At 58.6% G+C, this 17,308-nt stretch carries 17 protein-coding genes and 2 pseudogenes; 13 read left to right on the top strand and 6 right to left on the bottom strand.

The window, feature by feature from the left end; translation table 11 throughout:
• The 4 genes and pseudogenes from ACIOZM_RS23000 to ACIOZM_RS22985 form a co-directional block, all read left to right on the top strand.
• Positions 1-216 (top strand): annotated as a pseudogene (locus ACIOZM_RS23000) (succinate--CoA ligase subunit alpha); the annotation flags it as partial.
• A gap of 386 nt (positions 217-602) precedes the next feature.
• On the top strand, positions 603-1,916 hold the full coding sequence (brnQ, locus tag ACIOZM_RS22995; RefSeq protein ID WP_401217626.1) for a branched-chain amino acid transport system II carrier protein: 1,314 nt from the start codon (positions 603-605) through the stop codon (positions 1,914-1,916).
• A 257-nt stretch (positions 1,917-2,173) separates the two neighbouring features.
• Complete coding sequence (locus ACIOZM_RS22990; protein WP_401217623.1) at positions 2,174-2,911, top strand: DUF599 domain-containing protein; 738 nt, start codon at positions 2,174-2,176, stop codon at positions 2,909-2,911.
• Positions 2,911-3,312 carry an MAPEG family protein gene (locus tag ACIOZM_RS22985; RefSeq protein ID WP_401217621.1) on the top strand — a complete coding sequence of 134 codons (402 nt, stop codon included), beginning with the start codon at positions 2,911-2,913 and terminating at the stop codon, positions 3,310-3,312. The genes ACIOZM_RS22990 and ACIOZM_RS22985 overlap by 1 nt, the downstream gene beginning before the upstream one ends.
• A gap of 77 nt (positions 3,313-3,389) precedes the next feature.
• Here the strand turns inward: ACIOZM_RS22985 and ACIOZM_RS22980 are convergent, their stop codons facing one another.
• Complete coding sequence (locus tag ACIOZM_RS22980) at positions 3,390-3,626, bottom strand: hypothetical protein (RefSeq protein ID WP_401217619.1); 237 nt, start codon at positions 3,624-3,626, stop codon at positions 3,390-3,392.
• Positions 3,627-3,784: 158 nt separating this feature from the next.
• On the opposite strand from ACIOZM_RS22980, the gene ACIOZM_RS22975 reads away from it, so the two are divergent.
• The 4 genes from ACIOZM_RS22975 (at position 3,785) to ACIOZM_RS22960 (ending at position 7,492) form a co-directional block, all read left to right on the top strand.
• Positions 3,785-4,261 carry a PaaI family thioesterase gene (locus ACIOZM_RS22975; RefSeq protein ID WP_401217617.1) on the top strand — a complete coding sequence of 159 codons (477 nt, stop codon included), beginning with the start codon at positions 3,785-3,787 and terminating at the stop codon, positions 4,259-4,261.
• Complete coding sequence (locus tag ACIOZM_RS22970) at positions 4,258-4,710, top strand: PaaI family thioesterase (protein ID WP_401217615.1); 453 nt, start codon at positions 4,258-4,260, stop codon at positions 4,708-4,710. The genes ACIOZM_RS22975 and ACIOZM_RS22970 overlap by 4 nt, the downstream gene beginning before the upstream one ends.
• Positions 4,711-4,791: 81 nt before the next feature.
• On the top strand, positions 4,792-6,696 hold the full coding sequence (gene htpG, locus ACIOZM_RS22965) for a molecular chaperone HtpG (RefSeq protein ID WP_401217612.1): 1,905 nt from the start codon (positions 4,792-4,794) through the stop codon (positions 6,694-6,696).
• A 67-nt stretch (positions 6,697-6,763) separates the two neighbouring features.
• Positions 6,764-7,492, top strand: a complete 729-nt coding sequence (locus ACIOZM_RS22960; protein WP_401217609.1) for a dienelactone hydrolase family protein — start codon at positions 6,764-6,766, stop codon at positions 7,490-7,492.
• Between the two features lie 352 nt (positions 7,493-7,844).
• Here ACIOZM_RS22960 and ACIOZM_RS22955 read toward each other — a convergent pair whose 3' ends face one another.
• Both ACIOZM_RS22955 and ACIOZM_RS22950 read right to left on the bottom strand, forming a co-directional pair.
• Positions 7,845-8,708 (bottom strand): pirin family protein, encoded by an 864-nt coding sequence (locus ACIOZM_RS22955; protein ID WP_401217606.1) that lies wholly within the window; start codon positions 8,706-8,708, stop codon positions 7,845-7,847.
• Between the two features lie 61 nt (positions 8,709-8,769).
• Positions 8,770-9,186 (bottom strand): OsmC family protein, encoded by a 417-nt coding sequence (locus ACIOZM_RS22950; RefSeq protein ID WP_401217603.1) that lies wholly within the window; start codon positions 9,184-9,186, stop codon positions 8,770-8,772.
• A 153-nt stretch (positions 9,187-9,339) separates the two neighbouring features.
• Here ACIOZM_RS22950 and ACIOZM_RS22945 point away from each other — a divergent pair, with 153 nt between their 5' ends.
• The 3 genes and pseudogenes from ACIOZM_RS22945 (at position 9,340) to ACIOZM_RS22935 (ending at position 12,126) form a co-directional block, all read left to right on the top strand.
• A complete protein-coding gene (locus tag ACIOZM_RS22945; RefSeq protein WP_401217601.1) occupies positions 9,340-10,371 on the top strand; it encodes an amidohydrolase family protein in 1,032 nt (343 codons plus the stop codon).
• Between the two features lie 129 nt (positions 10,372-10,500).
• Positions 10,501-11,271: pseudogene (locus ACIOZM_RS22940) on the top strand (MCP four helix bundle domain-containing protein); the annotation flags it as partial.
• Complete coding sequence (locus ACIOZM_RS22935; protein WP_401217635.1) at positions 11,263-12,126, top strand: methyl-accepting chemotaxis protein; 864 nt, start codon at positions 11,263-11,265, stop codon at positions 12,124-12,126. The pseudogene ACIOZM_RS22940 and the gene ACIOZM_RS22935, both read left to right, overlap by 9 nt.
• 190 nt (positions 12,127-12,316) lie before the next feature.
• On the opposite strand, the gene ACIOZM_RS22930 is transcribed toward ACIOZM_RS22935, so the two are convergent.
• The 3 genes from ACIOZM_RS22930 to purM are packed head-to-tail and all read right to left on the bottom strand — an operon-like array spanning position 12,317 to position 14,747.
• On the bottom strand, positions 12,317-13,030 hold the full coding sequence (locus ACIOZM_RS22930; protein ID WP_401217598.1) for a DUF3108 domain-containing protein: 714 nt from the start codon (positions 13,028-13,030) through the stop codon (positions 12,317-12,319).
• An 8-nt stretch (positions 13,031-13,038) separates the two neighbouring features.
• A complete protein-coding gene (gene purN, locus ACIOZM_RS22925; RefSeq protein ID WP_401217595.1) occupies positions 13,039-13,689 on the bottom strand; it encodes a phosphoribosylglycinamide formyltransferase in 651 nt (216 codons plus the stop codon).
• A complete protein-coding gene (purM, locus tag ACIOZM_RS22920) occupies positions 13,689-14,747 on the bottom strand; it encodes a phosphoribosylformylglycinamidine cyclo-ligase (protein ID WP_401217592.1) in 1,059 nt (352 codons plus the stop codon). The genes purN and purM overlap by 1 nt, the downstream gene beginning before the upstream one ends.
• Positions 14,748-15,118: 371 nt before the next feature.
• Here purM and ACIOZM_RS22915 point away from each other — a divergent pair, with 371 nt between their 5' ends.
• Both ACIOZM_RS22915 and ACIOZM_RS22910 read left to right on the top strand, forming a co-directional pair.
• Positions 15,119-16,177 (top strand): DUF2066 domain-containing protein, encoded by a 1,059-nt coding sequence (locus tag ACIOZM_RS22915; protein ID WP_401217589.1) that lies wholly within the window; start codon positions 15,119-15,121, stop codon positions 16,175-16,177.
• Between the two features lie 34 nt (positions 16,178-16,211).
• Positions 16,212-17,285, top strand: a complete 1,074-nt coding sequence (locus ACIOZM_RS22910; protein WP_401217586.1) for an AI-2E family transporter — start codon at positions 16,212-16,214, stop codon at positions 17,283-17,285.
• The last annotated feature ends 23 nt before the right edge of the window (positions 17,286-17,308 follow it).

Raw genomic sequence — 17,308 nt, 5'->3', positions numbered from 1 at the left:
AAGGCACACGTGACCAAGCCGGTAGTTTCCTACATCGCTGGTGTGACTGCCCCTGCGGGCAAGCGCATGGGCCATGCTGGCGCAATCATCTCTGGCGGCAAAGGCACAGCAGACGAGAAGTTTGCTGCCCTGGAAGACGCAGGCGTAAAAACCGTGCGTTCGCTGGCAGACATCGGCAAGGCTTTGTCCGAGCTGACCGGTTGGGCAATGAAGTAAGCCTCGCGCTTGATTCACGCTTTACCAGGCAGAGGCCACCTTCGGGTGGCCTTTGTCGTTTCTGGCATCAGCATCGTCAAACAGGCTCGCTCCCACATTTGAACGCATTCCAGTGTGGGAGCGAGCCTGCTCGCGAAGGCAATTTATAGTCATCTACCCAAATACATGCAAAAACGCGACACAGAAACGTCGCGTATCGGATAGTTCGCCCTCTAACAGTGCGTTTGTCAGGCAAATTCGTTAGGCTAGCAGCCATTTTTGCGTCTGCCGCCCACAAGGCATGCAACGCGCTTTAAGGGTCAGTCCCATACGGATCGACAGCATTTCCCTAATTACACAGGGCAATCCCCCTCTAAATTCCGATTCAGTAGTGTGGTATTTCCTTAATGAAAGTTTTGAAAGGTCAGGACATCCTGGCACTTGGTTTTATGACGTTTGCCCTGTTCGTCGGGGCCGGCAACATCATCTTCCCGCCTATCGTCGGCTTGCAGGCCGGGCCTCACGTCTGGATGGCGGCGCTGGGCTTTTTGATCACCGCAGTCGGTCTGCCGGTGATCACCGTCGTGGCGCTGGCGAAAGTCGGCGGCGCGATGGATGCGCTGAGCAGCCCGATCGGCAAGATCGCCGGCGGTGTACTGGCGGCTGCCTGTTACCTGGCGGTCGGCCCGTTGTTCGCGACCCCGCGTACCGCGACCGTGTCCTTCGAAGTGGGCCTGGCGCCGCTGACCGGCGAGAGCCCGCTGGCGCTGTTCCTCTACAGCTCGGTGTATTTCCTGCTGGTGTTCTTCATCTCGCTGTATCCGGGCCGTTTGCTGGATACCGTCGGCCGTTTCCTCGCGCCGCTGAAAATCATCGCACTGGCTGTACTTGGTATCGCTGCTTTCGCTCTGCCGGCAGGTGATATCGGCCACGGCACGCCGGAATACGTGGCAGCACCGTTCTCACAAGGCTTCATCAATGGTTACCTGACCATGGATACCCTTGGCGCGCTGGTGTTCGGTATCGTTATCGTCAACGCAATCCGCTCCCGTGGTGTCGAGTCGCCCAAGTTGATCACCCGTTACGCGATCATCGCCGGGTTGATTGCCGGCGTCGGTCTGGCACTGGTCTACATCAGCCTGTTCCGCCTCGGTTCCGGTAGCCACGAAGTAGCCGTCGGTGCTACCAACGGCGCAGCGGTATTGCATGCTTACGTGCAACACACCTTCGGTTCGCTGGGCAGTGGTTTCCTTGCGGTACTGATCTCGCTGGCGTGCCTGGTAACGGCGGTCGGCCTGACTTGCGCCTGTGCTGAATACTTCAGCCGTGTGCTGCCACTGTCCTACAAGACCCTGGTGATTATCCTCGCGGCGTTTTCGCTGCTGGTTTCCAACCTGGGTCTGACCAAGCTGATTGCGTTCTCGATTCCGGTGCTGACCGCGATCTACCCGCCGTGCATCGTTCTGGTGGCGTTGAGCTTCTGCAAGGATTTCTGGCATGAACACGGTCGCATTCTTGGCCCGGTGATGCTGGTGTCGTTCCTGTTCGGCAGCATCGACGCGCTGAAAGGTGCCGGTCTGGCCGACTGGTTGCCATCGCAGCTGTCCCATCTGCCGCTGAGCGAGCAGGGCCTGGCATGGCTGGTGCCGTGCGTGATGACCCTGGTGGTTGCAGTGATCTGCGATCGCCTGCTGGGCAAGCGCAGCGAAGTAGTGGCGTAACATTTCCTGGCCTGCCACAAGCAGGTCTGGAGCGATAAACAGAAATGCCCCGTATCAATCGATACGGGGCATTTTTTATGGGCTTCAGGCAGTGTCTTTTTCTCTGAGTCAACGTCGAAGCACTGCACAGATTTTATGTAGGAGCCGAGCTTGCTCGCGATGGCGTCGTATCAGTCGCATCATCGTTGGCTGATAAACCGCTATCGCGAGCAGGCTCACTCCCACAGGTACAGTGTTCACACCTCACAAGGAATTGCATGTCGTTCATCCAGGCTAATCTGATCCACCTGCTCGCCGCGCTGTGGTTTGTCATCTGCTGGGGCGGTTACACCCGTTATGCGAGCTGGAAGGCCCGCGACACCGCGTGTCTGGCCAGCGTGTTGCATCTGTACCGCGAAGACTGGATGCGCCGCATGTTGCTGCGTGACAACCGCATCGCCGACGCCAGCGTGATTGGCAATCTGGAGCGCAACGCCTCGTTCTTCGCCTCCAGCACGCTGATTATTCTTGCCGGTATCCTCACTGTGCTCGGCGCCTCCGAGCGCGCGGTGTCGTTGCTGGCGGACATTCCGATGGTGCAGCAGGCCTCGCAGGGCATGTCGGAGATCAAGTTGCTGTGCCTGGCGATGGTTTTCGTCTACGCCTTCTTCACCTTCAGTTGGTGCATGCGTCAGTACAACTTTGCGGCTGTATTGGTCGGCTCCGCGCCGATGGTCGGTGAGCGGCACGTCTCGGAGCAGGAGCGCAAAGCCTTCGCATTGCGAGCTGCGCGGGTGATTTCGATGGCGGCCAACCAGTTCAACTTCGGTCTGCGTTCCTATTACTTCGGCATGACCATGCTGGCGTGGTTTGTCAGCCCGTGGCTGTTCATGTTGATGAGCACCGGGGTGGTGCTGGTGTTGTACCGCCGCGAGTTTCACTCCGACGTTCTCGACGTGATGGTCTATACCCCTACAGAGGCGCCGTTGCCCGAAACCAATAAAGAGGCTGTTTGATGAGTATTCCGTTCTGGTGTGTGTTTATCAGTGCTTTGCTGATCTACGTGGCGCGTATGCCGGTGGCCAAGGCCATGAAAGAGCAGGGCGGTTACAACAATCACCTGCCGCGCCAGCAACAGGCGCAGCTCACCGGTTACGGCGCTCGGGCACTGGCGGCGCATCAGAACAGCATCGAAGCCTTTATCTTGTTTGCGGTGGGTGTGCTGATGGCGCATACCACGCAAACGGCAGGATGGTTGATCGATACACTGGCGATCATCTTTGTGATCGCGCGGATTCTCTATTTGTGGCTTTACCTGGCTGATCAGCCATCACTGCGCAGCCTCGTCTGGTTTGTCGGCTTAGTGTGTTCGTTGTTGCTGATGATTAGTCCGACTTTTAGAACTATCTTGCTCTAATAGGGCATTACCAAAAAATGACAGGCAAAAGAAAACCCGCACTTGGCGGGTTTTCTTTTTCTGCTGCAAAAAGCCGATTATTGCTTTTTGGCAGCTTCGTCTTGTGCAGCCTGGTTCGATTCAGCCTGAGCTTTGGCAGCTTCGGCGTTTTCTTTCGCTGCGTCGTTCACTTTATCCTGAGCTTTGCTCATGTCCTGCTGTGCTTGTTCAGCATGTTGGTTAGCATCTTGAGCTTTGTCCTCGGATTTTTTATCGCAGGCAGCGAGACCGAGGGAAGCGGTCAACATCAAGGCAATAGCTAAAGTCTTACGCATGGGGTGTTTCTCCTTATGGAAAATAACTACTGGCCTTAAGAGCGCGGTGCCTGAGGTTAAGTTCCTCATTTCTTTCAGATATATAAGTTTGTTTCGCGGTGGAACTTTTGTCGTTCTGGCTACTACTCGAAACAGCTTCTAACAAGAGTATTTATCACATGGCCGAAAACCCCGTTTTTGAGCGTGCGACGCGATTTCTCTCGGCATTGCGCCATTGTCAGGTGCTCGGCTTGAAAGTGCACAGCGCCAGCAACGACGGCCTCACGGTGATCCTGCCGTATAGCGCGCAAATCGTCGGCAATCCGCAGACTGGCGTTATCCACGGGGGCGCGATCACCTCGTTAATGGACACCGCGTGTGGCATGTCGACCCTATGCGTGCTGCCGGAATTCGAGGTGTGCCCGACGCTGGATTTGCGCATCGACTACATGCACGCCGCCGAACCGCACAAGGATGTCTACGGTTTCGCCCAGTGCTATCGGGTGACCACCGACGTGATCTTCGCCCGTGGTTTCGCTTATCAGGACGATCCCGAGCAGCCAATCGCGCATGTCGTCGGCACTTTCATGCGCATGGGCAAAGGCATCAAGGGCACCAAAGGTTTCGGTGGCGCAATCAAGGGAGCCGGGCAATGAGCGATGACCTCAAGCAGCAACTACAGGATGCACATGAGCAGGGCGACTACGCGCCACTGCTGAAGCTGATCCCATATGCCGGGCTGATCGGCATCGAGTGTTCGCGGGTCGGCGATGAGTTGCTGTTCAAGCTGCCAGCGAACAAGGACAACATTGGTAACCCTTTATTGCCGGCGATCCACGGCGGGGTGATTGCCGGGTTTATGGAGCTGGCTGCGGCCCTGCATCTGTTGATCTTCACCGGGGCGCCGGGCGTGCCGAAGATCATCGACTTCTCCCTTGATTACCTGCGGGCCGGGCAGTTTCGCGATACGTGGGCCAAGTGTCAGGTCTGCCGCCAGGGTCGCCGGGTCGCCAACGTGGCGATTACTGCGTGGCAAAGCACCGAAGGCGAGCCAATCGCTACTGCCCGGGCGCACTTCAAAATTGATGAGCCCTTGAAATCCTGAACGCTGCCCCCAACTCAGAGAACAACCCGCCGCAGACCATTTGGGTCGCGGCCACTGCCATCTGATTGGAGTTTGATGACCATGAGTGTGGAAACTCAAAAGGAAACCCTGGGCTTCCAGACCGAGGTGAAGCAACTGCTGCACCTCATGATCCATTCGCTGTATTCCAACAAGGAAATCTTCCTTCGCGAATTGATCTCGAACGCCTCTGACGCTGTCGATAAATTGCGCTTCGAAGCCCTGGCCAAGCCAGAGTTGCTCGAAGGTGGCGCCGACCTGAAAATCCGTGTGAGCTTCGACAAGGACGCCAAGACCGTCACCCTCGAAGACAACGGCATCGGCATGAACCGCGACGATGTGATTGCCCACCTGGGTACCATCGCCAAGTCGGGCACCGCCGATTTCATGAAAAACCTGTCCGGCGACCAGAAAAAAGATTCTCACCTCATCGGCCAGTTCGGTGTTGGTTTCTACTCGGCATTCATCGTTGCCGATCAGGTTGATGTGTACAGCCGTCGCGCCGGCACCCCGGCCAGCGAAGGCGTGCACTGGTCGTCGAAAGGCGAGGGCGAGTTCGAAGTCGCCAACATCGACAAACCAGAGCGCGGCACCCGTATCGTCCTGCACCTGAAGGCTGCTGAAGACGAGTTCGCCGATGGCTGGCGTCTGCGCAACATCATCAAGAAGTACTCCGACCACATCGCTCTGCCGATCGAGTTGCCGAAAGAAGTCACGGCTGCTGAAGGCGAAGATACCGCCGCTGTTGAATGGGAAACCGTCAACCGCGCCAGCGCTCTGTGGACCCGTCCTCGCACTGAAGTGAAGGACGAGGAATACCAGGAGTTCTACAAGCACATCGCCCACGACTTTGAAAACCCGCTGGCCTGGAGCCACAACAAAGTCGAAGGCAAGCTCGAATACAGCTCGCTGCTGTACGTGCCGGCCCGTGCACCGTTCGACCTGTACCAGCGTGAAGCGCCGAAAGGCCTGAAGCTGTACGTGCAGCGCGTGTTCGTCATGGATCAGGCCGAGTCGTTCCTGCCGCTGTACCTGCGCTTCATCAAAGGTGTGGTCGATTCCAACGATTTGTCGCTGAACGTGTCGCGAGAAATCCTGCAGAAAGACCCGATCATCGACTCGATGAAATCGGCGCTGACCAAGCGCGTGCTGGACATGCTGGAAAAACTGGCGAAGAACGAGCCTGAGCAATACAAAGGCTTCTGGAAAAACTTCGGTCAGGTCATGAAAGAAGGCCCGGCAGAAGATTTCTCCAACAAGGAAAAAATCGCTGGCCTGCTGCGTTTCGCATCGACCAATGGCGATGACGGCGAGCAGATCGTTGGTCTGGCCGACTACCTGGCGCGCGCCAAGGAAGGTCAGGACAAGATCTACTACCTGACCGGCGAAACCTACGCACAGGTCAAGAACAGCCCGCACCTGGAAGTCTTCCGCAAGAAAGGCATCGAAGTGTTGCTGCTGACCGACCGTATCGACGAGTGGCTGATGAGCTACCTCAGCGAATTCGACGGCAAGAGCTTTGTCGACGTGGCGCGTGGTGACCTCGATCTGGGCAACCTGGACTCGGAAGAGGACAAGAAAGCCGCAGAAGAAGTCGCCAAGTCCAAAGAAGGTCTGGTCGAGCGTCTGAAAGCAGCCTTGGGCGACTCGGTTGCCGAAGTGCGGGTTTCCCATCGCCTGACCGACTCGCCGGCCATTCTGGCTATCGGTGAGCAGGATCTGGGTCTGCAAATGCGCCAGATCCTCGAAGCGAGCGGGCAGAAAGTGCCGGACTCGAAGCCAATCTTCGAATTCAACCCGGCTCACCCGTTGATCGAGAAACTCGACGGCGAGCAGAGCGAAGAGCGTTTTGGCGACCTGTCGCACATCCTCTTCGATCAGGCAGCATTGGCTGCTGGCGACAGCTTGAAAGATCCGGCGGCTTACGTACGCCGTCTGAACAAGCTGCTGGTTGAGCTGTCGGTTTAATCAAGTTGCAAAAAAACCCGCTTCGGCGGGTTTTTTCATTCTGGTGTTTAACAAGTAGGAGTCAGAAATGAGCCAAGTCACTGTACGTTCCGTGGTCTATCAGATTGACGGCCAGCCTTATGAAGGTCGATTGGCGTTCGGCGCCGATCACCAGGGCGCACGCCCGGGCCTGTTGATGGCGCCGAACTGGATGGGCGTCAGCGCCGGTGCGGAAGAAATCGCCAAATCGGTCGCGGCCAAGGGCTACGTGGTGTTGATTGCTGACGTCTACGGTCAGGCCGTGCGTCCACAGAATGGCGATCAGGCCGGCGCGGCGATGATGCCGTTGAAGAACGACCGCGCCTTGCTGCGCAAGCGCATGCAAGCGGCGTTCGAGCAATTGCAGAAGCAGGGCGAAGCGGCGGTTGATACGTCGAAACTGGCGGTGTTCGGTTTCTGCTTCGGCGGTTGCTGTGCACTGGATCTGGCGCGTACCGGTGCGCCGGTGAAGGCTGCGGTGTCGTTCCACGGCACGCTGGATTCGCCGAACCCGGCGGATGCGAAGAACATCAAAGGCTCGGTGCTGGTGCTGCACGGTGCTTCCGATCCGTTGGTGCCGAAAGAGCAGTTGCCAGCGTTCGAAGATGAAATGAACGCGGCGGGCGTGGATTGGCAATTGACTAGCTACGGCGGTGCGGTGCATTCGTTTACCGATCCGCATGCCAATGTGCCGGGCAAGATGATGTACGACGCGAAGACCGCTGCGCGGGCGTTTGTGTCGATGCATAACTTGCTGGATGAAGTGTTCAAAGGCTGATTGGGTTATCGGGCGCTGACTTGGTCGGTGCCTGACAGGGCCTCTTCGCTGGCAAGCCAGCTCCCACAGTTTACGAGTCGTTTGCAAAATCTGTGTTCGACTCGAAAACCTGTGGGAGCTGGCTTGCCAGCGAAGACTGACTCACAGGCGATACCAGACTTAAGGCAGTTCGATCCGCTCGACTTCCCCCGGCACCGTAGGCCAATCCCCGGCCGCCCATTTGCGCCGCGCCTCATCAATCGCCGCCGGATCGCTCCCACAGTTTACGAGTCGTTTGCAAAATCTGTGTTCGACTCGAAAACCTGTGGGAGCTGGCTTGCCAGCGAAGACTGACTCACAAGCGATACAAGAATCAGGGCAGTTCGATCCGCTCGACTTCCCCCGGCACCGTCGGCCAATCCCCGGCCGCCCACTTGCGCCGTGCCTCATCAATCATTGCTGGATCACTCGCGACAAAATTCCAGTTGATCCGCCGTGGCCCGTCCAGCGCTGCTCCGCCGAATACCACGGCATGCACATCACTTTCAGCAAACAGGCTCATCTCTTCCCCGGTCGGCAACACCACCAGCGTATTGGGCTCGATTACCTCGCCATTGAGCTGCGCATCGCCGCTCAACACATACAGCGCCCGCTCTTCATGCTCGGTGGGAATCAGCAGGGTCGTCGCTGTCTGCATTTTTACTTCGGCATACAAAGTAGGAGAAAGCACCGGCACCGGCGATTCCAGACAAAAGCCTGACCCGGCAATCATTCGGATCTGTACGCCGAGGCTGTCACTGACCGGTAGGGTCGAGGCCGGGTGATGGCTGTAATGTCCCGGGCCTTGTTCGTGTTCCTTGGGCGAGGCCAGCCAGATCTGCAAGCCGTGAAACCTGAAACCGCTGTCCTTCAATGGCTCAGGCGTACGCTCGACGTGGGCGATGGCGCTGCCGGCGGTCATCCAGCTGACGTCACCGGCGCTGACCACTTGGTCCGAGCCAAGACTGTCTTTGTGCTGGATCTTCCCGTCAAACAAATAGGTGAGGGTCGACAGGCCGATATGCGGATGCTGTCGGATGTTCATGCCTTTGCCTGCCGGATAAACCGTTTCCAGCATGTGGTCGAAAAACACGAAAGGCCCGACGCTGCGGCACTTGGCTGACGGCAGCGGGCGCAGAATCGGCTGGCCTTCGACGTCTTCGGCGCGGGGGCGGATGATCAGGGTTTGCGGGTCCATGGTGCATTCCAGGCTGAGCGGGTGATGCGATGAGCATAACCCGCCGCAGCCCGGGTGTTGATTACTGGCTGTCGAAGCCTTGTGGGGCGTGGGTTTCGATGGTGACTTCACTGGTGGTCATCAGTTTGTGAATCGGGCAGCGGTCGGCAACCCGGTACAACTCTTCGCGCTGAGCATCTGTCAGCACGCCTTTGAGGGTGAGAGTGACGTGCAGCGCGTATTTGCCTTTCTGTTCTTCACTGTTGTCGCGTTTGACCTCGACGCCAACCCCGGTCAGCGGGATGTCTTTTTTCTTGGCGTACATCTTCAGGGTCAACGCCTTGCAGGCGCCGAGGGCCGCATCGAAGTAATCGTGCGGCTCCGGGGCCGAGCCTTCGCCGCCGACGGCAACCGGGGCATCGGCGAATAATTCGTGGTCATCGATCTGTACGGTGTGACGCAAACCTTCGGCGGAGACGGTATTGACGGTAACGGTCATGGGAACCTCACTGGCAGTAGGAAAAGTCATTCGATCAAAAAAAGACCTTGAAGTTATAGAGCATTCCCACAGGCGTGCGTTCCACTTTCCTGCGTGGTGAACCCTTGTTGTCTGATCGGGGTCTAGCCTATGCCCCTTTAATGGAGATGAATTGTGTCCTTGTTGCGTTCGAGTTTCGCCTGTCTGTTGTTATTTGCCGGTAGCGCCCAAGCCCGGGAATACACCTACAGCGATGCGCACCTGCATTACGTGGATTTTTTCCAGGAAACCGCCGGTATGGCGAAACTGCTCACGGCCATGGCGGACAACTCCATTGAGCATGTGATGATTTCCGGTATTCCGGTGGCCAAGAAATGGCACGAAGATGAACCGAAGCGCCCGCGTTATTACGCCGGTGATGACGCCGATGCCTATTGGTACAGCGCCACTGACGTGATCGTCGCCGATGCGGTGCAGAAACTGACCCCCGAGCAGCGCCAGCACTTCCATCCGTTTCTGTCCGGTTTTAATCCCAACGACAAGAACTCCGCCGCGCACATCCAGCGCATGCTCGACCTGTATCCGGGGCTATGGCAGGGCATCGGCGAAGTGTTTACCCGCCACGACGATCTCACCGCACTGACCTCTGGCGACACGCCGCGCGCCAACAACGAGGCGATGGTGCGCATCTACCATCTGGCGGCGGAAAACGATCTGCCGGTGATGCTGCATTCCAACATCACCTCCAAGCGTGAGAAGAATCCGCTGTACCTCCAGGAAATCGAGGAGCCGCTGCGTAATCATCCGCACACACGGTTCATCTGGGCGCATGCCGGCACCAGCGCCGAGATTCATCGGCATCAGACACATCTCAAGTTCCTGCTGCCAACAGTGACTCGTCTGCTAGAGGCTTATCCAAATCTGTATATCGATCTGTCGTGGAGCATGCTCACCCCGTATCTGTTGGACGAGCAGGGCAAGCCGCGCCCGGAGTGGTTGCGCTTGGTCGAGAAGTACCCAGAGCGTTTCATGCTCGGTTCGGACGTTGTAGGGCGTTTCAATAAACTTGGTAAGGAAATGCACAGCTTTCAGCCGTTCCTCGATGCCTTGCCAGAAGACGTCGCCCGAAAAGTGGCGCGGGATAACTTCCTGGCGATCTTGCCGCGAACGGTGCTGAAGTCCGAGAAAAGTACGCTGAATCGTTAATGCCGCAGGTTCGAAGTATTAAGGCCTTTTGATATCACGTTTTGGTCTTACGCAAATTTGCCCTGGGCCGATACCTTCTAAAGCAACCAGCTGCAGGTAGATGCAGCGCTTTTGGAAGGAACCAGAGCAATGAGTATCCGTAGTCTGAATATCGCGCCCCGTGCCGGGTTGGGATTTGGCCTGTTGGCACTGATGGTGTTTGCCCTTGGGGCGTTCGCGCTGCTGCAAATGGCCAACATGCGGGCGCAATCCGATGAGGTCGATAACAACTGGCTGCCCAGCGTGATGGCAGTCGGCGAAATGAGTCAGGACATGCTGCGCCTGCGGGCGCTGACCATGCGCCTGTTGCTCAATCGCGATTCGCAGGCGCTGGAGCAGAATGTCGCCAAGCTCGATGAGCTGCGCGGCGTGTTGAGCGAAGCCCAACAGCGTTATGACGTGCTGATCGTACTGCCCGAGGAGCGCAAGTTGTTTGATCGCTTCAAGGTCGCCGAACACAAGTATCTCGAGCTTCAGGCGCAGGTGATGCAGCTGTCTGCGCAGAATCGGGTCGAAGAGGCGGCGGCGATTCTCAATAGTCAGATGAGCCCGCTGGCCGACGATATGGCGGTGACCCTGCGGGAACTGGTCGAGCTGAACAAGCACAACGCCAATCTGGCGACTGAAGCGGCACGGCTGGTGTTCATCAATTCACGGGTGTGGGTCGGAGTGATGATCGGCGTTACCGCGCTGATCACCATCGGCCTGGCACTGTTGCTGACGCGCAGCATTGTCTTGCCGCTGGCGCAGTCTTTGGGGGTGGCTGAAGTGGTGGCGGGTGGTGATCTGACTGGCGAAATCAACATCTCCGGCAGCGACGAGCCCGCGCGGCTGCTGCACGCCTTGAAAAGTATGCAGCACAACCTGCGGGAGACCATTCGCCGGATTTCCGAATCCTCCAGCCAATTGGCTTCTGCATCAGAAGAATTGAGCTGCGTGACCGAGGACGCCACCCGTGGGCTGCACCAGCAAAGCCTGGAGATCGAACAGGCCGCGACGGCGGTGAATCAGATGACCGCCGCTGTGGAAGAAGTCGCGAGCAATGCTGTGGCGACTTCAGAGGCGTCACGCGAGTCCGACCGCATCGCCCAGCACGGTCGCGAGCAGGTTCAGCAGACCGTAACGTCAATCGAGTTTCTGGCCGAGGACGTCACGGCCAATGTCACGCAAGTTGAGGATCTGGCGCTGAAGGTTCACGGCATCAGCAAAGTGCTGGACGTGATCCGTTCAATTGCCGAGCAGACCAATCTGCTGGCGCTTAACGCCGCCATCGAGGCGGCGCGGGCGGGGGATGCCGGGCGTGGTTTTGCGGTGGTCGCCGATGAGGTGCGGGCGCTGGCGCATCGCACGCAGCAGTCGACTCAGGAGATTGAGCAGATGATCGGCGGTATCCGCCAAGGCACTGATTCGGCGGTCAGTTCGATGCAGCAGAGCAACACCCGTGCACGGTCGACGCTGGAACTGGCCAAGGCTGCGGGTGTGGCGCTGGAGGAGATTGCTTCGGCATTCACCTTGATCAACGAGCGCAATCTGGTGATCGCCAGCGCTTCGGAAGAGCAGGCAGCGGTGGCGCGGGAGGTGGATCGCAATCTGATGAATATCCGCGATCTGGCGATGCAGACGTCGGCGGGGGCCAATCAGACCAGTGCGGCGAGTCAGGAACTGTCGCGGCTGGCGGTGGATTTGAACAGTATGATGGCTAAATTTTCGGTTTGACCTAAACGCACAACGATATCCATGTAGTAGCTGCGGCACGCTGCGATCTTTTGATGTTGCTTTAAAGATCAGGATCAAAAGATCGCAGCCTCGTTTCACTCGACAGCTCCTACAGGGAGTTTCTGGCGTTGTAGAAATGGCAGGCATAAAAAAGCCCCGCATCTGCGGGGCTTTTCGGTGTTGCGGTGGATCAGCTGCCTTTAACGGTTTTGCCGTTGACCGTGCCGTCCTGGAGCATGATGTTGTATTCCTTGCCGTCGGTTTCAACCTGTTGCAGGCGAACCAGCAGGTAATCCCAATCCTTGGCGAACCACATGACCGTGATGCGCTTGCTTTGTGTCGGGTCACGTACGCGCTCGACCTTGATCGCCTCGATCTGGCCAGCCTTGGTGTCGACTTTCTCCGAGCCCAGCACGCGGAAGTCGTAGGTATCGACTTCGCCATCATCGACAACCTGATAGCTCATGCTTTTCTTGCCGGCGGCCACGTCATGCTGAAGAGCCAGCTGATAGGTGGATTTGTCGACCATGCCACGGTTCAGCGGAATCTTCACCGGGTCGCCACGGTCGGTACCGGTGACCATTTTGGCATTCCAGTCGAAGTCCAGATCGGCCTTTTTGGCTTTGCCCAGACCTCCACGCTCGAAGTGGTAGGACTGCGGCAGCAATGTGTCCTTGTCCAGTGTCAGGGTGCTTTCTTCGGTCAGGCTGGCGATCATCATCGACGCCTTGAAGCTGAGCTTCCAGACGCCGTTGGCTTCCTTGGTCAGGCTGCGCGAGGCGGAGCCGCTCATCGGCAGTTGTTTCCAGTCAGCGGTGTAGCTGGCGGAGTACGGTTGAAGGTCTGCTGCCTGTGCGAAGGGCAGGGCAAGCAGAGCGCAAGCGAAGAGCAGGGCGCGACGCATAAAATCTCCTAGTTTCGAATCAAGTGGCCGCTGGCCGCGAGTAACTGGCCGTCCAGTAAAGCACCTTGCTCGCCGAGTGCCAGGCGGTTTTCGGCAAACCAGCGAACGGCCATCGGGTAGATCAGGTGTTCCTGAACATGTACTCGCTGCGCCAGACTCTGCGGCGTGTCGTGCAACTCTACCGGTAATACTGCCTGTACGACCAGTGGTCCGCCATCGAGTTCCTCGGTGACGAAGTGTACGGAGCAGCCGTGTTCAGTATCGCCGGCCTCCAGCGCACGCTGATGAGTGTGTAACCCTTTGTATTTGGGTAGCAGCGACGGATGGATATTCAGCAGGCGACCCTGATAGTGGCGTACGAAATCAGCGCTGAGAATGCGCATGAAACCGGCCAGTACCACGAGTTTGGGATTGAATTCGTCGATCAGTTCGATCAGAGCAGCATCGAAGGCCTCGCGACCTTCAAATGCCTTGTGATCCAGCGAGCGGGTGGCGATACCCGCGTCACTGGCGCGTTGCAGGCCGTAGGCGTCGGCGCGGTTGGAAATCACCGCAGCGAGGCGAACCGGGCTGTCGCCGGTCCGCGTGCTGTCGATCAAAGCCTGCAAGTTACTGCCGGTGCCGGACAACAGCACCACGACATCACAGGTTGCGGACATTAATGAGCCTTAAGGTTCTTCAGTTCAACCTGAGCAGCGCCTTCGGCAGCTACAGCGATCTGACCGATGACCCAAGGCTGCTCGCCCGCTTCACGCAGGGTGTTCAGGGTGATTTCAACGTGTTCCTGAGCCACGCAGATGACCATGCCTACGCCGCAGTTCAGCACGCGGTGCATTTCGGTCTCGTCGACGTTGCCTTTCTCTTGCAGCCAGTCGAACACGGCAGGGCGATTCCAGCTGGCCACGTCAACCACCGCTTGTGCGCCTTTTGGCAGAACGCGCGGGATGTTGTCGAGCAGGCCGCCACCGGTGATGTGGGCCATGGCTTTGACTGCGCCGGTGTCTTTGATCAGCTTGAGCAGCGGCTTCACGTAGATGCGGGTCGGGGCCATCAGCAGATCGGTCAGCGGTTTGCCGTCGAGCTGGATGTTTTCGATGTCTGCACCGGAGACTTCGATGATCTTGCGGATCAGCGAGTAGCCGTTGGAGTGCGGGCCGGACGATGGCAGGGCGATCAGGGCGTCACCGGTAGCGACTTTCGAGCCGTCGATGATTTCCGATTTTTCCACGACGCCGACGCAGAAGCCGGCCAGGTCGTAGTCTTCGCCTTCGTACATGCCAGGCATTTCAGCGGTTTCGCCGCCAACCAGCGAGCAACCGGACAGTTCGCAGCCAGCGCCGATGCCGGTGACAACCTGAGTCGCGGTTTCGACGTTGAGTTTGCCGGTGGCGTAGTAATCGAGGAAGAACAGCGGCTCGGCGCCGCACACCACCAGATCGTTGACGCACATGGCGACCAGGTCGATGCCGATGCTGTCGTGCTTGTTCAGGTTCAGCGCCAGACGCAGCTTGGTGCCGACGCCGTCGGTACCGGAAACCAGCACTGGCTGCTTGTAGCCGGCCGGGATTTCGCAGAGGGCGCCGAAACCGCCCAGGCCGCCCATGACTTCCGGGCGCGCAGATCGCTTGGCGACGCTCTTGATGCGTTCGACCAATGCTTCACCGGCGTCGATGTCTACACCGGCGTCCTTGTAGCTCAGGGAGGGTTGCTTGCTCATGATCCAGGCCTTTAGGGGGGATTCAGGGGTAACGACCGAGTCCAGCAGGAACGCCGAAATCGACAGGGGCGATTGCCTCACGCGAATTTCGAGGTGCCGGGCTGTTGCCGGTCTGCGAAGGCGCGCGATTTTATCAGGCTTGAGGGGCAGCGGCCATCCTCACGCCGACGGGCAGGGGCATATCACCTGAAATTTTTTGCAATTGAGCGTTCTGAGTGCCTGTATAAGGTGTGGCGATTAACCGTCTATCGTTATCACTGTGCAAAAACTTACCGCCGCCGTGTGAATGTTTTGCAACGGCCGATGGTCACAGCCTTGCTCAACCGGTTTACGCGGCCTGTTCCAGCCGCTCCTGTCGACGGGAATTTTCCATGCGTTTTTGTAAATTGTTGTTTGTGGGTTGCTTGTCACTGATCAGTCTGGCGAGTCATGCCGAAAACCTTAAAGGCCTTTATCAAGTGCGTCAGCCGGTCAATGGCCAGGCGCCGGAAGAGCGTGATCGCGCCACTCAGGCGGCGCTGGACACGCTGGTGCTGCGTCTGACCGGCGATCCGAAAGCGCCGCAGAATCCGGGCCTGGCAGCGATTCGCAAGGACCCGCAGCAAATCATCAGTCAGTTCGGTTTTGACGCCGGGCCGCCGGAAGTGCTCAAGGTCGATTTCGATCCGGCCACTACCGAACAGGCGCTGCGCCGCGCCGGGCTGTCATTGTGGGGTGCCAGCCGGCCGTCGATTCTGAGTTGGTGGCTGAATGATTCGACTGAAGGTTCGAGTCTGGTTGGTGACGGTCAGGCGGCTGCCGCGCCGTTGCGGGCTGCCGCGCAACATCGTGGTCTGCCGTTGCGTTTGCCGCTGGCGGATCTTAGTGAGCAACTGGTCGCCACCGCGCCGGCGCTGGAAGGCACTGATCCTGCGCCACTGCACGGCGTCTCCGAGCGCTACAACGCCGACGCCATGTTGGCGGTGCATGCGCATGAGGAGGGCGGACAGTGGACGGCCAAGTGGCATTTGTGGCTGGGCGATCAAAAAGAGGCGGGCAGCGTGCAGGGCGCCGATCAGGCCGCCGTGGCCGACGCAGTGATGCTGGCGGTTGCCGAGCGTCTGGCGCCGCGCTTCGTCGCCAAGCCGGGTGTGTCGGGCCAGCAGACTCTGGAAGTGCAGGGGATGAATCTGGAGCATTACGCTACGTTGCTGCGGTTGCTCGAACCGTTCGGCATGCGTCTGCAAAGTGTTGATGGTGATCGTATCGTCTATCAGGTCAATGGCAGCGCTGATCAATTGCGTGCGCAATTGTCGCTGGCGCGGTTGCAGGAAGTGCCGGCCGACGCGCCGGCACCCGTTGCGCCGCCGCCAGCCCCGGTCGACGGTGCGGCGCCGGTTGTAGCGCCGGCACCAACACCAGTGGCGCCGTCGTTACGGTTTCGCTGGTAAGTCTTTCCTTATATAGAAGCAGCAGGAGTGGTACATGGCCGATTCGCGGCGTTGGTTCTGGCTCGGCGGGGTAGTCCTGCTTTGCGCGTTTGTCTGGTTGCTGCATCCGATCCTCACGCCGTTCCTGGTGGCGCTGCTGCTGGCGTATCTGTTCGATCCGCTGGTGGATCGTCTGGAACGCCTCGGCCTGTCGCGAACGTGGGGCGTGATCGCGGTGTTTGCCTTGTTCACGCTGATCGTCACCGCGCTGTTGCTGGTGCTGGTGCCGATGCTCGCCAAGCAGTTACTGCGTCTGTACGAACTGGCGCCGCAAATGCTCGACTGGCTGCAACACACGGCGTTGCCGTGGGGGCAATCGAAGCTGGGGCTGTCGGACGGCTTCTGGAAGTTCGATAAAGTCAAAGCGGCGATCAGCGAGCACATGGGCCAGACCACTGACATTGTCAGTGTGGTGCTGAGTCAGGCCACGGCTTCGAGTCTGGCGTTGATCGGCTGGCTGGCCAATCTGGTGCTGATCCCGGTGGTGAGCTTCTACTTGCTGCGTGATTGGGACGTGATGATGGCGAAGATCCGCAGCCTGCTGCCGCGTGATCGGGAAGAAACCATCGTCTCGCTGGCCGGCGAATGTCACGAAGTGCTTGGCGCGTTCGTGCGCGGGCAATTGCTGGTGATGCTGGCGCTGGGGGTGATTTACGCGGCGGGCCTGATGATTGTCGGCCTGGAGTTGGGGCTGTTGATCGGCCTGATCGCAGGTCTGGCGGCCATCGTGCCGTACATGGGCTTTGTGATTGGTATCGGCGCGGCGCTGATTGCCGGCCTGTTCCAGTTTGGCGGCGATCTGTACCCTATGATCGGGATAGTCGCGGTGTTCATGATCGGTCAGGCGCTGGAAGGCATGGTGTTGACGCCATTGCTGGTCGGCGACCGGATCGGCCTGCACCCGGTCGCGGTAATCTTCGCGATTCTGGCGGGCGGCGAATTGTTCGGTTTCACCGGCGTGTTGCTGGCATTGCCGGTGGCGGCGGTGATCATGGTGCTGGTGCGCCATGTGCACGATCTGTACAAGGATTCCGACATTTATAGCGGGACGGACGAGCCCGAGCTTTAATCGCTCAGGCGGGCAGCCCGGTG

The sequence above is a fragment of the Pseudomonas sp. NPDC087346 genome, assembly GCF_044744235.1.
In the GTDB taxonomy this organism is placed as follows: domain Bacteria; phylum Pseudomonadota; class Gammaproteobacteria; order Pseudomonadales; family Pseudomonadaceae; genus Aquipseudomonas.
This window is presented reverse-complemented; position numbering and strand designations above follow the sequence as displayed.

Excerpts from the sequence above, each read along its gene's own strand:
- brnQ (WP_401217626.1), top strand. The coding sequence starts at position 603 with ATGAAAGTTTTGAAAGGTCAGGACATCCTGGCACTTGGTTTTATGACG.
- ACIOZM_RS22990 (WP_401217623.1), top strand. The coding sequence starts at position 2,174 with ATGTCGTTCATCCAGGCTAATCTGATCCACCTGCTCGCCGCGCTGTGG.
- ACIOZM_RS22985 (WP_401217621.1), top strand. The coding sequence starts at position 2,911 with ATGAGTATTCCGTTCTGGTGTGTGTTTATCAGTGCTTTGCTGATCTAC.
- ACIOZM_RS22980 (WP_401217619.1), bottom strand. The coding sequence starts at position 3,626 with ATGCGTAAGACTTTAGCTATTGCCTTGATGTTGACCGCTTCCCTCGGT.
- ACIOZM_RS22975 (WP_401217617.1), top strand. The coding sequence starts at position 3,785 with ATGGCCGAAAACCCCGTTTTTGAGCGTGCGACGCGATTTCTCTCGGCA.
- ACIOZM_RS22970 (WP_401217615.1), top strand. The coding sequence starts at position 4,258 with ATGAGCGATGACCTCAAGCAGCAACTACAGGATGCACATGAGCAGGGC.
- htpG (WP_401217612.1), top strand. The coding sequence starts at position 4,792 with ATGAGTGTGGAAACTCAAAAGGAAACCCTGGGCTTCCAGACCGAGGTG.
- ACIOZM_RS22960 (WP_401217609.1), top strand. The coding sequence starts at position 6,764 with ATGAGCCAAGTCACTGTACGTTCCGTGGTCTATCAGATTGACGGCCAG.
- ACIOZM_RS22955 (WP_401217606.1), bottom strand. The coding sequence starts at position 8,708 with ATGGACCCGCAAACCCTGATCATCCGCCCCCGCGCCGAAGACGTCGAA.
- ACIOZM_RS22950 (WP_401217603.1), bottom strand. The coding sequence starts at position 9,186 with ATGACCGTTACCGTCAATACCGTCTCCGCCGAAGGTTTGCGTCACACC.
- ACIOZM_RS22935 (WP_401217635.1), top strand. The coding sequence starts at position 11,263 with ATGCAGCACAACCTGCGGGAGACCATTCGCCGGATTTCCGAATCCTCC.
- ACIOZM_RS22930 (WP_401217598.1), bottom strand. The coding sequence starts at position 13,030 with ATGCGTCGCGCCCTGCTCTTCGCTTGCGCTCTGCTTGCCCTGCCCTTC.
- purN (WP_401217595.1), bottom strand. The coding sequence starts at position 13,689 with ATGTCCGCAACCTGTGATGTCGTGGTGCTGTTGTCCGGCACCGGCAGT.
- purM (WP_401217592.1), bottom strand. The coding sequence starts at position 14,747 with ATGAGCAAGCAACCCTCCCTGAGCTACAAGGACGCCGGTGTAGACATC.
- ACIOZM_RS22915 (WP_401217589.1), top strand. The coding sequence starts at position 15,119 with ATGCGTTTTTGTAAATTGTTGTTTGTGGGTTGCTTGTCACTGATCAGT.
- ACIOZM_RS22910 (WP_401217586.1), top strand. The coding sequence starts at position 16,212 with ATGGCCGATTCGCGGCGTTGGTTCTGGCTCGGCGGGGTAGTCCTGCTT.